This is a genomic window from Pseudomonas sp. MDT1-85, from assembly GCF_054898065.1.
Window position 1 is genome coordinate 2,057,638 of sequence record NZ_CM142715.1, and the last position, 13,922, is coordinate 2,071,559.

At 60.6% G+C, this 13,922-nt stretch carries 10 protein-coding genes; all 10 read left to right on the forward strand.

What is annotated here, in order from left to right; genetic code table 11:
* The first annotated feature begins 21 nt into the window (after positions 1-21).
* Positions 22-2,082 carry a flagellar hook-associated protein FlgK gene (gene flgK / locus ACYZT2_RS09315; protein ID WP_461971567.1) on the forward strand — a complete coding sequence of 687 codons (2,061 nt, stop codon included), beginning with the start codon at positions 22-24 and terminating at the stop codon, positions 2,080-2,082.
* A gap of 13 nt (positions 2,083-2,095) precedes the next feature.
* On the forward strand, positions 2,096-3,661 hold the full coding sequence (locus ACYZT2_RS09320) for a flagellar hook-associated protein 3 (RefSeq protein ID WP_461971568.1): 1,566 nt from the start codon (positions 2,096-2,098) through the stop codon (positions 3,659-3,661).
* A gap of 95 nt (positions 3,662-3,756) precedes the next feature.
* On the forward strand, positions 3,757-7,329 hold the full coding sequence (locus ACYZT2_RS09325) for a glycosyltransferase (RefSeq protein ID WP_461971569.1): 3,573 nt from the start codon (positions 3,757-3,759) through the stop codon (positions 7,327-7,329).
* A gap of 267 nt (positions 7,330-7,596) precedes the next feature.
* The gene (gene rfbF, locus ACYZT2_RS09330; protein ID WP_461971570.1) at positions 7,597-8,370 is read left to right on the forward strand and encodes a glucose-1-phosphate cytidylyltransferase; all 774 of its coding nucleotides are present in this window, start codon (positions 7,597-7,599) and stop codon (positions 8,368-8,370) included.
* Positions 8,352-9,434, forward strand: coding sequence for a CDP-glucose 4,6-dehydratase (rfbG, locus tag ACYZT2_RS09335; RefSeq protein ID WP_461971571.1), 1,083 nt, complete (start codon positions 8,352-8,354; stop codon positions 9,432-9,434). The genes rfbF and rfbG overlap by 19 nt, the downstream gene beginning before the upstream one ends.
* The gene (locus tag ACYZT2_RS09340) at positions 9,431-9,991 is read left to right on the forward strand and encodes a dTDP-4-dehydrorhamnose 3,5-epimerase family protein (RefSeq protein WP_461971572.1); all 561 of its coding nucleotides are present in this window, start codon (positions 9,431-9,433) and stop codon (positions 9,989-9,991) included. The genes rfbG and ACYZT2_RS09340 overlap by 4 nt, the downstream gene beginning before the upstream one ends.
* The gene (locus tag ACYZT2_RS09345) at positions 9,988-11,214 is read left to right on the forward strand and encodes a methyltransferase domain-containing protein (protein ID WP_461971573.1); all 1,227 of its coding nucleotides are present in this window, start codon (positions 9,988-9,990) and stop codon (positions 11,212-11,214) included. The genes ACYZT2_RS09340 and ACYZT2_RS09345 overlap by 4 nt, the downstream gene beginning before the upstream one ends.
* Complete coding sequence (locus ACYZT2_RS09350) at positions 11,211-12,068, forward strand: NAD-dependent epimerase/dehydratase family protein (protein ID WP_461971574.1); 858 nt, start codon at positions 11,211-11,213, stop codon at positions 12,066-12,068. Before ACYZT2_RS09345 ends, ACYZT2_RS09350 begins: the two co-directional genes overlap by 4 nt.
* Complete coding sequence (locus tag ACYZT2_RS09355; protein ID WP_461971575.1) at positions 12,058-13,128, forward strand: class I SAM-dependent methyltransferase; 1,071 nt, start codon at positions 12,058-12,060, stop codon at positions 13,126-13,128. The genes ACYZT2_RS09350 and ACYZT2_RS09355 overlap by 11 nt, the downstream gene beginning before the upstream one ends.
* Positions 13,129-13,145: 17 nt before the next feature.
* On the forward strand, positions 13,146-13,883 hold the full coding sequence (locus tag ACYZT2_RS09360) for a cephalosporin hydroxylase family protein (RefSeq protein WP_461971576.1): 738 nt from the start codon (positions 13,146-13,148) through the stop codon (positions 13,881-13,883).
* The last annotated feature ends 39 nt before the right edge of the window (positions 13,884-13,922 follow it).

The following is a 13,922-nucleotide window of genomic DNA, read 5'->3' on the forward strand; positions in this document are numbered from 1 at the left end:
ACAAGGATTAAGGTCTGAACCATGAGTTTGCTCAATATCGGGATGTCGGGTCTGGCCGCTGGCCAATCCTCGTTGATGACCACCGGCAACAACATTGCCAACGTCGACACCGCCGGGTACTCACGCCAGCAAACAGTGCAAGGCACCAAGGCCTCGCAGCAGTTCGGCAATGTCTACATCGGCACCGGCACAACGCTGGCTGATGTGCGTCGGGTATACAATAGCTACCTCGATGCGCAGTTGCAGACCACCACTTCGCTCAACAGTGATTCGGCCGCGTACCTGGGCCAGGTGACGCCACTGGACAAGCTGCTTTCGGACAGCGGCACCGGCCTCAATGGCGCCCTGACCAAATTCTTCGCCTCGGTACAGAACGTCAATGCCAAGCCGGGCGACGATGCTTCCCGCCAACTGCTGCTCAGCGATGCTCAGGCCCTGAGCAACCGCTTCAATTCGATCTCCAGCCAGTTGACGCAACAGAATGCCAATATCAACGGCAACCTGACGAACATGGCGGATCAGGTCAACAAACTGGCCGCCACCGTGGCTCAGTTGAACCAGAAGATCTCCGAAGTTTCCAGCGCCGGCGGCATGCCCAACGACCTGCTCGACGCGCGCAACGAGACCGTACGCCAACTGTCGACTTTCACCGGTGCGCAAGTGGTGGAGCGTGAAGGCAGCCTCGACATTTATTTGGGCAGCGGTCAGCCGCTGGTCATGGGCAACACGGTCAACAAACTCGAAGTGGTGCCGGGCAAAGACGATCCGGGCCGCTTGGCACTGCAGCTCAATCGCGGTTCGAGTACCATCGATATCACGTCGATCATGACCGGCGGCGAGATCGGCGGCTTGCTGCGTTATCGCAGCACCGTGCTGGACCCGGCCATGAACGAGCTGGGTCGCGTAGCGCTGGTCGTTGCCGATCAGATGAACACCATCCAGGCCCAGGGCATCGACAAGAACGGTGACTTCGGTTCGAACCTGTTCAACAGCATCAACAGTGCCGCGCAGATGGCCCAGCGCAGCATTGCCACAGTCGGCAACAGCGCGGGCTCGGGCAATTTCGATGTGACCATCGAGGACAGCGGCAAGCTGACCATTAACGATTACAAGGCCACCTTCACCACTGCCACTGACTACACCGTGCAGCGCCTGCCTGAAGGCACCGCCATGGGCGCATTCAGCACGCTGACCACGCCGCCGCCAGTGATCGATGGTTTCTCCATGAAGCTCACCGGTGGCACCGCAGCCGCCGGCGACACCTTCAAGATCACCCCGACCCGCAACGCGGCGACCAACATCAAGACCGAGATGACCGACTCCAAGCGTCTGGCCATCGCGGTACCGTTGGGTGCAGCCATCGCGCCCGGTGGCAGCGGCACATTGACGATTCCGGCCAGCGGTCAACCGACCCTGACCACGAAGTTCGATATTTACGATTCGGCGACCACCACGGCGATCCAGAACGGTCTGAAGACTTCGACTCCGGTCAAAATCGTATTTGGTGCGGCGGGTGGTACGACTCAGACTTACCAAATGCTCGATGCCCAAGGCAACCCGCTCAGCAGCGGCACCATTGTGCCGGGCCAGAACAATACGCTGAGCCTGACCATTCCACTGGTCGACGCCAGCGGTGCCGCGATCAATGATCCGGGACCGCCAGTCGTGCAGCGTACCGTGTCGTTTGACATGACCGTGGCCGGTTCGCCAGGTAACGGTACCGCGATCAACGTCTCGCTCAGCCAGCCGGGTTCGCTGGACAATCGTAACGGCACTGCACTGGCCGGTTTGCAGACCAAGCAGACCGTGGATACCGGGTCGGCCAGTAACGGTATTTCCCTGAACGACGCCTACGGCAAACTGGTCTCGGGTGTTGGCGCCAAGGCTGCCCAGGGCAAGCTCGACAGCGCTGCGACCGACGCTATCCTGGCGAACGCCAAGGGCGCGCGCGACTCGCTCTCGGGTGTCGACCTCGATGAGGAAACCGGCAACCTGGTCAAGTATCAGCAGTACTACACCGCGTCTTCGCAGATCATCAAGGCTGCGCAGGAAATCTTCAGCACACTGATCAACAGTCTTTAAGGAGTCGTAGCCCATGCGCATTTCTACCGCCCAGTTTTACGAGTCCTCTGCTGCCAACTATCAGAAGAATTTCGCCAACGTGGTCAAGAGTAGCGAAGAGGCCAGCAGCCTCATTCGCGTCAATACCGCGGCCGATGATCCGGTCGGTGCCGCGCGTTTGCTGCAATTGGGTCAGCAGGCTTCGATGCTTGATCAATTTGAAGCTAACGCCACCACCATCAAGGCGACCCTGGGTACTACCGAAGCGGTGATGACCAGCATCAATAACGTGCTGCAGCGCGCCAAGGAATTGGCCGTGGGCGCCGGTAACGCCGGTTATACCGATGCCGACCGCCAGGCCAACGCAGCGGAGCTGGGGCAGATTGAAGAGCAGTTGCTGAGCCTGATGAACAGCAAGGACGAGAACGGTAAATACATCTTCGCCGGTTCCAAGGGCGATACCGTGCCGTTCACACGCAACAACGACGGCACCTACAGCTACAACGGTGACCAGGTGACGCTTGACCTGGCGATCGGCGACACGATGTCGATGGCCACCAACAGCACCGGTTGGGATGCTTTCCAGCAGGCGATCAACACCAGCCGCAGCGAGGTCACCCGGACCGCTCCGGTCGTGGATGACGGCCGCGTAACCCTGTCCAACGGCCAAGTGTCGTCGAACGTCACCTACAACGCCAAGTTCCGCAGCGGCGAGCCGTATACCGTGGACTTCGTCAGCGGCACCCAGCTGAAAATCACTGACTCGGGCGGCAACGACGTGACTGCCGAAGCCAGTCAGGGCGGCGCTTTCAATCCTGCCAACAAGGCCGGCCAGGCCGTCACTTTCCGTGGCGTCGAGCTGACCCTGAACATCAACCTGAGCGCTGGTGACACGGCGGCGACTGTCCTGCCTGGCCACACGTTTACCCTGGCGGCCAAGCCGGACACCTTCAGCGCAACCGCCAGCCCGGGCAACCCTTCGGCGGCGCAGGTCACCAGCAGCAGCATCACCAACCCGGTGAATTACCACGCCAGTTTCCCTACCGGTTCGGCGATCCTCAAGTTCACCAGCGCCACCGCCTTCGAACTGTACGCAGCGCCTTTGACGGCCAGCAGTAAGCCAGTGTCTAGCGGCACCATGGCCGGCAGCGTCGCCACCGCATCAGGTGTGAGCTTCAACCTGACCGGTACGCCGGCTGCCAACGATCAGTTCAGCATCGCGGTCAATACACACGAAACCCAGAACATCCTGGATACCGTGAGTCAGTTGAAAACTGCATTGAATACGCCAACCAACGGTGACCCGATCGCTACTCAGAAACTGCAAGCGTCACTGGCTTCAGGCATTGCCAACCTGGCCAGCGGCACCGATCAGCTGTCCAGTGCGTTGAGTTCTGTCGGTGGTCGCGGTGCTGCTCTGGATACTCAGAGCGATACCAACCAGAGCCTGAAGCTGGCCAACGCCCAGACCCAGTCGTCGATCCGCGATTCCGATCCGGCGGAAGTGATGACCCGGCTGACCTTGCAACAAACCATGTTGCAGGCCTCGCAACTGGCCTTCAGCAAGATTGCTCAGCTGGGCCTGTTCAACAAGGTCTGAGCCTGCGCCTGCCGAGCTGCCAACCGTCTTTTTGTAAGCGGTTCCGGGGCCTCTGCCTGAAAGGGTAGAGGCCCGCCGCTCGAGAGTTTCCTGCCGTGAATCAACGCCCCCTCGTCAGCATCGTCATCCCAGCCTTCAATCCGCGCTTCTTCAGTCAGGCATTGGAAAGTGCGCTCGCCCAGACCTACGAGAACATCGAGATCGTCATCTGTGACGATTCGCCCGACGATGAAATCCAGAATATCGTTGAGAGCTTCGCCGAGCCGGCTCATCCGGTTCGCTACTTGCGTAACCCGAAGAGTCTGGGGTTGCAGAAGAACGTACTGCGTTGTGTCGAAGAAGCCCGTGGCGAATTCATCAAAGTGCTGTGCGATGACGACCGTCTGTTTGCGCCAAGCGTTGCCTTGCAGGCGCAGGTGTTGATCGACCACGCGGACGTGAATGTGGTGTTCGCCCTGCGGATGCTCAGCGACGCCGGTAACTTCATTTTGCCGCCTCGGGTCGATAACTGCCGGTTCTCGCCGAACGACGCATTGCTCAAGGGCGATGACATGCTGGCGATCTTCGAAGGCACGCCGAAGAATTTTCTTGGTAACTTCAGTTCGACCTTGATGCGTCGCACCGATGTGCTGGAGCTGTTGCCGGCCCTGATTCAGGAAGGCGCCGGTTTCGTCGCCATGCTCGATTTCGCCTTGTTCGTGTGCCTGATGCGTCGCGGTAACCTAGTGTCCCTGAGCACTGTGCTGAGCACCGAACGCCTGTACCCGGAGCGTCTGAGCAAAACCCCGGAGATGGTCAAGGCTGCGGCGGTGGAGTGGAGCTGGCTTTCGCAGATGCTCGCGGCGCGCAGCGGTGAATCGGCCCCGGCGTCGGATTGGGTGCGCTACATCGAGCTGGCCAAAATCACCGACCAGCCCCACGCCTGGGAAGAGTTGTGCGTGGTACGCATTCTGGGCAACCGCAACACGGTGGTGAATGGCCGGGTGGGCGGGGAGAGCGAGAGTTACGCCGACTTCTATCGTGAGTGGCTGGCCATCCGCAGGTTTTCCGATGTGGAGCAGCGGCTCATGCCGCAGCGCATTGACAGTTGGGCGTTCCGTCCGCAGATCGTGCCGATAGTGATCGACAGCGGCGCCGACAGTGCTGCGCTGAAAACTACATTGGAAAGCATCGGCCGTCAGCTTTACACGCCGCAAGCGGTGGTGGTGCTCTCCGATGCATTCTGCGTCGCCGACGATCACGTCGTGCAGTTACCGTTTCAGTCTGACTGGGCGCAACAGCTCAACGCCGTGGTACCGCAACTGGAAGGCACCCACTGGTTTTACCTGTTATGCGCTGGCGACACCTTGCGTGAATCGGCGCTGCTGATTCTGGCAGAGCGTATTGCCGGTTCCGCGGGCATGCTTTGTGCCTACAGCGACGAGGGTGCGCTGGTCGATGGCGAGTCGGTCGATCCGGTGTTCAAACCCGATTTCAACCTTGACCTGATGCGCGCCTATCCCTACGTCGGCCGAACCCTGGCCTTCGAACGTCAGCGCTTCATGGCGCTGGGCGGTTTCGATCCGGCTCACGGTGAGCTGGCGCCGCACGATCTGTTATGGCGCCTGGTGGAAGAAGCCGGGCCGCAAACCATCGAGCACATCGCCGAAATTCAGGTGGAGTCGAGCCAGTCTTTCGCCGCCTGGCTGTCGTTGCACGAAGTGATCGAGAGCAACGCCGGCATGGTCGGCGCGCATCTGGACCGTATCGGCGTGGCGCACGTTATCCGGCAGGAAGAATTGCCGTTGATCAATCGGGTCGACTACCACCATGAGGCGCGTCCGCTGGTGTCGATCATCATCCAGACCGGCGATTCGCTGTACGCGTTGCAGCGTTGCATCGAAGGTTTGATCGAGCGAACTTCCTACACCCAATACGAAATCCTGATCGTCGACAGCGGCACTGACGACCCTGCGATGCTCGACTGGCTGGCCGCCATGGCGCAACTGGGCGCTGCGATGCTGCGGGTGCTGCGTTACGCCGGTGACGCCAACGACGCGGCGATCCGCAACTTCGCCGCGAGCCTGGCTTATGGCGAGTATTTGCTGCTGCTCAGTGCGCAGGCGGTGATCTGCGACAGCGACTGGCTGGACGAGTTGCTCAATCACGCCCAGCGCCCCGAAGTGGGCGTGGTCGGTGCCCGCATCCTCAGCCCCGAAGGTTCGATCGTCAGTGCCGGGTTGATCCTCGGCCTGGCGGGGCCGGTCGGTTCACCGTTTTATGGTGAGGCGGCCGGTTCGCGTGGCTACATGCAGCGTTTGCACGTGACCCAGAACTGGAGCGCGGTGAGCAATCACTGCCTGATGATGCGCAAGCAAGTGTTCGATGAACTTGAGCAGTTCGATGAAGTGACTTTCACCCAGGGGCTCAGCGACGTCGATTTGTGTTTGCGGGCGAACAAGGACGGTTACCTGGTGGTCTGGACGCCTTACTCCAGCGTGGTACTGGCGCCGCACGATGTCGCACCGGCGCAGCCTTCAATGCTGGCGTTGCGCGAGGGCGAGCAGGAAGCCTTCTATCGCAAATGGCTGCCGAAGATCGCCAAGGATCCGGCCTACAGCCCGGCGCTGAGTCTTGGGGGGTCCAGCTTCAGTCTGGAACCAACGCTGCGCAATAACTGGAGTCCGTTCTGCACCCGCGCGTTGCCGTTGATTCTCGGTCTACCGGTCAACAGCAGCGCCGTCGGCCACTACCGGGTGACCGCGCCGCTGGCCGAGCTTGAAGCGGCCGGGCGGGTGATCGCGCGGGTGGCCTATGAGTCGCCCTCGACCGTGGAGATCGAGCGTCTGTCTCCGGACACGATCATTCTGCAAGGGCGTTATAGCGAAGGCGCAGCCGGCGACATTCTGCGGATGAAAAAGTATTCCAGTGCGCTACGGATTTTCGAACTCGACGATTACGTCGTCAGTGCGCCGAAGAAAAATACCCACGCCCGTAACATGCCGGTCAACACCGAGCAAATGCTGCGTGAAGGCATCGGCCTGTGCGACCGCGTGGTGGTCACCACTCAACCGCTGGCAGATGCCTTGTCGAGCATGCACGGCGAGATCCGCGTGGTACCGAACATGCTGTCGCCGGACCCATGGGCGACGCTGAGCAGTCGTCGTCGCACCTCTAGCAAACCACGAGTCGGCTGGGGTGGCGGCACCAGCCATACCGGTGACCTGGAGATCATTGCCGAGGTCGTGCGCGAGCTGGCGAACGAGGTCGAGTGGGTATTCTTCGGCATGTGCCCAGACGTCTTGCGCCCGTATGTTCACGAGTTTCACTCCACCATCGGCTTGCAGAGCTACCCGTTCAAACTGGCGAGCTTGAACCTTGACCTGGCGCTGGCACCGCTGGAATTCCACATCTTCAACGACTGCAAAAGCAACCTGCGTTTGCTGGAATATGGCGCCTGCGGTTACCCGGTGATCTGCACTGACACCGAGGCCTATCGCGGCCACTTGCCGTGCACCAAGGTCTACAGCAACAGCGCGGACGAATGGCTGCAAGCGATCCGCATGCACCTGGCCGACCCGGATGCGAGTTACCGCATGGGCGATGAATTGCGTGAAGCAGTGCATCGGGATTTCATGTTGCGCGGCGACAACCTCAATCACTGGTTGTGGGGCTGGTTGCCGGACTGATTCCGTTATTACCTTCTGAACATCAAAAGATTGCAGCCTTGGGCAGCTGCTACAGGGATGTACTGACACCTGTCGCAGCAGCCCAAGGCTGCAATCTTTTTTGTCCTGCGCAATTGGCTCACTTCCTGCAAGTCACCCATATATCGCCATAAAACCTTCATCCCCATGGGCGTGAACGGCTCAATGGCTGCGGGTAAATGATGTGCATCTGACGGTTCGCGACCCTTGCGGGGGTTGCCGAAACGCGCGAAGAGCAAGAGGACAGCGATGAAGGCAGTAATTCTGGCAGGTGGTCTCGGCACGCGGATCAGCGAAGAGTCGCACCTCAAGCCCAAGCCGATGATCGAGATCGGTGGCAAGCCAATTCTTTGGCACATCATGAAACAGTACTCCGCCCACGGGATTCATGACTTCGTGATTTGCCTTGGCTACAAGGGCTATGCGATCAAGGACTTCTTCGCCAACTACTTTCTGCACACCTCCGACGTCACCTTCGACATGCGCAACAACCGCATGGACGTGCACCAGAACTACAGCGAGCCGTGGAGCGTCACGCTCATCGACACCGGCGAGGAAACTATGACTGGTGGCCGCTTGCTGCGCGCCGGTCGTTACCTCAAGGATGAAGAGGCTTTCTGCTTTACCTACGGCGACGGCGTCTCCGATATCAATATCCATCAACTGGTGGACTTCCACACCGCCCACGGTCGTCTGGCGACCGTCACTGCCGTACAACCGCCCGGCCGATATGGTGCCCTGGAACGTCACGGCGATCAGGTGCTCGGTTTCACCGAGAAGCCCCGTGGTGACGGCGGCTGGATTAATGGCGGTTTCTTTGTGCTTTCGCCGAAAGTGCTACCGTACATCGCCGGTGATGACACCACTTGGGAAGCCGAGCCCCTGGCGCGTCTGGCCCAGGATGAACAATTGAAGGCCTTCGAGCACGAAGGTTTCTGGCATCCGATGGACACCTTGCGTGACAAGAACCACCTCGAAGCGTTGTGGCAGAGCGGGGAGGCCCCATGGAAGCAATGGGCCTGAGTCCGGAGTTCTGGCGCGGCAAAAGGGTTCTGCTGACCGGCCACACTGGTTTCAAGGGCAGCTGGCTGACGTTGTGGCTGCAAAGCCTAGGTGCCGAGGTCAGCGGGTTTTCGCTCGATCCGTCGACCGAACCGAGCTTGTTCGAACTGGCCCGGGTGCGCGAGGGCATCAACGATCAGCGCGGCGACCTGCGTGACCTTGGCGCCTTACTGGAATTGATTGCCGACACCCAGCCGGAAATCGTCCTGCACCTGGCGGCTCAGCCGCTGGTGCGCGAAGGTTATCGCGATCCGCTCGGCACCTATTCCAGCAACGTGATGGGCACCCTTAATCTGCTCGAAGCGATCCGCCAAGTCGGCGGTGTGCGCGCCTGCGTGCTGGTGACCACCGACAAGGTCTACGCCAACAGGGAATGGTTGTGGCCGTACCGCGAAGACGAAGCCCTCGGCGGTCATGACCCTTACAGCAGCAGCAAGGCTTGCTGTGAATTGCTGGCACAGTCTTACGCCGCGTCGTTTTTCCCGGCTGACAAGTACGCGGAACACGGTCTGGCGTTGGCCACCGCGCGCGCCGGTAATGTGCTGGGCGGCGGGGACTTCGCGCCTGAGCGCTTGATACCTGACGTGCTCAAGGCCTGGTCGGCAGACGAGCCCGTGACCCTGCGCTACCCGCAAGCCGTGCGCCCGTGGCAGCACGCGCTTGAGCCTTTGGCGGGTTATCTGCAATTGGCCGCCGGCCTCTACGAGCAAGGTCCCGAGTTTGCCGGCGCGTGGAACTTCGGCCCGAGCGAAGCGGACATGTGCAGCGTCGGCGAAGTGGTCGAGTTGCTCGCCAGCCGCTGGCCGCAAGCGCGCGGCTTACGCATCGAACCGAGCGATCTGCATGAAGCCGGCCTGCTGCGCCTGGACAGCAGCCGTGCCCGTCAACTGTTGGCCTGGCAACCGCGCTGGTCATTGCAGCAATGCCTGACCCAGACCCTCGATTGGCACCTGGCATGGCAGAACGGCGATGACATGCGTGAAGTCACCTTGGGCCAGTTGAACCTGTACCGAGGCGCGTTGTGAGCGAGTTTCTATTGAAAGCCTTGCCACTGGCCGGTCTGTTCAGCGTGCAGCACAAACGCGTCGAAGATGATCGCGGGCACTTCGCCCGGCTGTTCTGCGAAGGCAGCCTGAGCGCTTTCGGCCAGCCGTTTCATATCCGCCAGATCAACCATTCCTGCACCGGCGAACGGGGGAGTGTGCGCGGTCTGCATTATCAGAACGCGAGCGCGCCGGAGGCCAAGTTGATCACCTGCCTGCGCGGTGAGGTCTGGGATGTAGCGGTGGACCTGCGCCCGGATTCGGAGACCTTTTTGCATTGGCACGCCGAGCACTTGAAGGCCGGTCAGGGCCGCAGCCTGCTGATCCCGGCCGGATTCGCCCATGGTTTCCAGACCCTCACCGACGACGCCGAATTGCTCTACCTGCACAGCGCCGATTACACCCCTGCGCATGAGGGCGGGTTGTCGGTGAACGATCCACGGCTGGCGATTGCCTGGCCGTTGCCTGTCAATAATCTGTCGGCCAGGGATTCCAGCCATCCCTTGCTCGATGAATACTTCGCTGGAGTGCATCTATGAACTGCCGTGGTTGCGGTACTCCGCTGGCCTTGCCGCTGATCGATCTCGGTACCTCGCCGCCGTCCAATGCCTACGTGCGCGCCGATCAGCTGGAGCAAGCCGAGCAATGGGTGCCGTTGAAGGTTGCGGTGTGTGAACAATGCTGGTTGGTGCAGACCGAGGATTACACCAGCGCCGACAGCCTGTTCGACGCCGAGTACGCCTATTTCAGTTCGTTCTCCAGCACCTGGCTGGCCCATGCCGAGCGCTATGTGGCCGAGATGGTCGAGCGCTTCGGCCTGACCGCCGACAGTCGCGTGGTGGAAATCGCCGCCAACGACGGTTACCTGTTGCAGTACGTGGCGGGGCGCGGCATCCCATGCCTGGGCGTCGAACCGACCCGCAGCACTGCGCAAGCGGCGCGGGAAAAAGGTCTGGAAATTCGTGAGCTGTTCTTCGGTCGTGAAACCGCCGCGCAGCTGAACAGCGACGGCTGGCCCGCCGACCTGATGGCCGCCAACAATGTGTTGGCCCACGTGCCGGACATCAATGATTTCCTCGGTGGTTTCGCGACGCTGCTCAAGCCCACTGGTGTGGCGACGTTCGAGTTTCCGCAACTGCTGACGCTGATGGCCGGGCAACAGTTCGATACGCTGTATCACGAGCATTATTCCTACCTGTCCCTGACCGCCGTGCAGACCTTGTGCGAGCGCAATGGCCTGGAAGTGTTCGACGTCAGCCAATTGTCGACTCATGGCGGTTCGTTGCGGGTGTTCGTCCAGCGTGCCGACGGTGTTCGCCGTGAGGTGCAGCCAGCCGTTCAACAGCAGTTGCAGGCCGAACTTGAAGCGGGAGTGAAAACCCCCGAGTACTACGCGACCCTGGCGCGAGCGGCCGAGGGCATCAAGCACGAATTGCTGCGTTTCCTGTTGCAGGCCAAGGCTGACGGCAAGCGAGTGGTCGGTTATGGCGCGGCGGCCAAGGGCAACACCTTACTCAACTACGCCGGGGTCAAACCGGACCTGTTGGCCTGGGTGGCCGACGCCAATCCGCACAAGCAGGGCAAGTACTTGCCGGGCAGCCGCATTCCGATCGTTTCGCCGGCGCAGATCGATCTGGAAAAACCGGATTACATCCTGGTCCTGCCGTGGAACCTGCTGCATGAAGTCAGTCAGCAACTGGCCCAGGTGCGCAAGTGGGACGGCCGATTCGTAATCGCCGTGCCTGAGTTGACCGTACTGTGAGGGTTTTGGTCACCGGGGCGACCGGGTTCGTTGGCCGGCATCTGGTCGAGGCTTTGCTCGACCGTGGCTGCCAGGTACGGGCCGTGGCGCGCAACGCCGAGACCGCTGCGAACTTGCCGTGGATCAATGCAGTGGAATTCGTTGCGGCAGATATTCACGCCGCCGACCTCGATATCGCCGCGCTGACCGCTGGCATCGATGCCTTGGCGCACTTGGCCTGGCCGGGGTTGCCGAACTATCAAGCGCTGTTTCACTTCGAGCATAACTTGATGGCCGATTACCGGTTCATCAAGGGCGCGGTCGAGGCGGGTGTGTCGCAGGTGTTGGTCACCGGGACCTGTTTCGAATACGGCCTGCAGAGCGGACCGCTCAGCGAGCAGACCGCGCCGCAGCCGAGCAATCCTTACGGGTTGGCAAAAAATACGCTGCGTCTGTTCCTCAAAAATTTGCAGCGGGTTCAACCATTCACCCTGCAATGGGCGCGTCTGTTTTACCTGCACGGCGCCGGGCAAAACCCCAGCAGTTTGCTGGCGGCACTGGACCGGGCGATTGAGGCCGGAGACGACAGCTTCAACATGTCGGCCGGCGAACAGTTGCGCGATTACCTGGCGATCGACACGGCCGCCGGCTACCTCGCCGCAATCCTGCAACAGCGCGAATTCGACGGCGTGATCAATTGCTGCAGCGGCCAGCCGATATCGGTCAGAGCGCTGGTCGAACAACGGTTGCGTGAACGCGGCGCATCGATCGATTTGAATCTGGGTCATTACCCATACCCGACCCATGAACCGATGGCGTTCTGGGGCGTGGCGGACCGCTTGCAACAGCTACTGGGAGCAGAGCATGAGGCATGAGTTGTATCGGGTCGCCGACCTGCCGGTGTTGCAGAACCGTACCTTCGCCGATTCAGCGTCGGCCCGGGCTTCGGCCTGCGCCGACATGGTGTTGGTGCAAGACGACACGAGCGGGTTGATCTTCAATCAGGCCTTCGATGCCGACAAGCTCAGCTACGACGCCGACTACCAGAACGAGCAGGCACATTCGGGCCAGTTCCAGAAGCACCTGAGTGATGTCGAAGGCATCATTGCCCGCCACTTCAAGGGTCAGGAACTGATCGAAGTTGGCTGCGGCAAAGGCTACTTTCTCGAACTGCTGAAAGGCCTTGGCTACGCCATCACCGGCATCGACCCGGCTTACGAAGGCAACAACGCCGATGTGATCAAGGCACCGTTCACTCGCGGCCTGGGTCTGTCGGCGGACGCCATCATATTGCGCCATGTGCTGGAACACATTCAGGACCCGGTGAGCTTTCTGGCCGAGATGGCCGAGGCCAATCAGGGCGGGAAGATCTACATCGAAGTGCCGTGCTTTGACTGGATCCTCGAGCACCGTGCCTGGTTCGACCTGTTCTATGAGCACGTCAATTATTTCCGCCTCGACGACCTGCGCCGGATGTTCGGCACGGTGCATGAGGCCGGTCACCTGTTCGGTGGCCAATACCTGTACATCGTCGCCGACCTGACGACATTGCGTCTGACGCCGGAACAACCGGTGCCGCGCCTGGCATTGCCGGACGGTTTCACCAGCAGCCTCGACCGCGCGGTGCAGATCATCCGGGCCGCGCCTGAGCAAGGTTCGGCGATCTGGGGCGCGTCGTCCAAAGGCGTGATCTATTCGCTGTTCCTGCAACGGGCGGGCGTGGCGGTGGATCGCGTGGTGGATATCAACCCGGCCAAACAGGGCCGATATCTGCCCTTGAGCGGCGCGCGGGTGTCCTCGCCGCAAGAGGCCATGGATGCCTTGCCCGAAGGCGCCAATCTGTTTGTGATGAACTCCAACTACCTCGAAGAAATCAAGCGGATGACCGGTGGACGCTACGTCTATCACGCCGTCGATAGCGCTTCGTTCCAGTGACCATTGAGATTTTGAAAATGACCGACGACAGCATCAACAAAGCCTTCGAAGCCGAATGCCGGGAACAGATCGCCCAGCAAGGTGACGACCAGAAACTCACTGGCCTGGCCCAGGAGTTCTTCAACGAATCGGCGAAGCACAAATACAGCTACCACTTCTCGTGGATGGGCCGTCCAATCATCCAGCTGCCGCAAGACATGATGGCGATGCAAGAGATCATCTGGCAGGTCAAGCCGGATCTGGTCATCGAGTGCGGCATCGCCCACGGCGGTTCGATCATTTACTACGCCTCCTTACTGGAGCTGCAAGGCCACGGCGAAGTGCTGGGCATCGACCTCGACATCCGTGCGCACAACCGCGAAGCGATCGAAAGCCACCCGATGAGCAAGCGCATCAAGATGATCGAAGGTTCGAGCATTGATCCTGCGATCGCCGCACAAGTGCGCGCCGCCGCCGAAGGCAAGAAAGTCATTCTGGTGCTGGACTCCAACCACACCCACGATCACGTGCTCGAAGAGCTGCGTCTCTACGCACCGCTGGTGTCGGTGGACAGTTACTGCGTGGTCATGGATACCGTGGTTGAAGACATGCCGGCCGATTTCTTCCCGGATCGTCCATGGGGCCCGGGTGACAACCCGAAGACCGCCGTGTGGAAGTACCTGGAAGAAAACCAGGACTTCGAGATTGACCAGCAGTTGCAGAACAAGCTGCTGATCACCGTGGCGCCGGACGGTTATCTGCGTCGCGTTCGTTAATCAAAAAACAGTTTCAGGTTCTTGGCGATTGGCCGGTTG

Bases quoted from the DNA above. Each gene is read 5' to 3' on its own strand.
- flgK (WP_461971567.1), top strand. From the start codon at position 22: ATGAGTTTGCTCAATATCGGGATGTCGGGTCTGGCCGCTGGCCAATCC.
- ACYZT2_RS09320 (WP_461971568.1), top strand. From the start codon at position 2,096: ATGCGCATTTCTACCGCCCAGTTTTACGAGTCCTCTGCTGCCAACTAT.
- rfbF (WP_461971570.1), top strand. From the start codon at position 7,597: ATGAAGGCAGTAATTCTGGCAGGTGGTCTCGGCACGCGGATCAGCGAA.
- rfbG (WP_461971571.1), top strand. From the start codon at position 8,352: ATGGAAGCAATGGGCCTGAGTCCGGAGTTCTGGCGCGGCAAAAGGGTT.
- ACYZT2_RS09345 (WP_461971573.1), top strand. From the start codon at position 9,988: ATGAACTGCCGTGGTTGCGGTACTCCGCTGGCCTTGCCGCTGATCGAT.
- ACYZT2_RS09355 (WP_461971575.1), top strand. From the start codon at position 12,058: ATGAGGCATGAGTTGTATCGGGTCGCCGACCTGCCGGTGTTGCAGAAC.
- ACYZT2_RS09360 (WP_461971576.1), top strand. From the start codon at position 13,146: ATGACCGACGACAGCATCAACAAAGCCTTCGAAGCCGAATGCCGGGAA.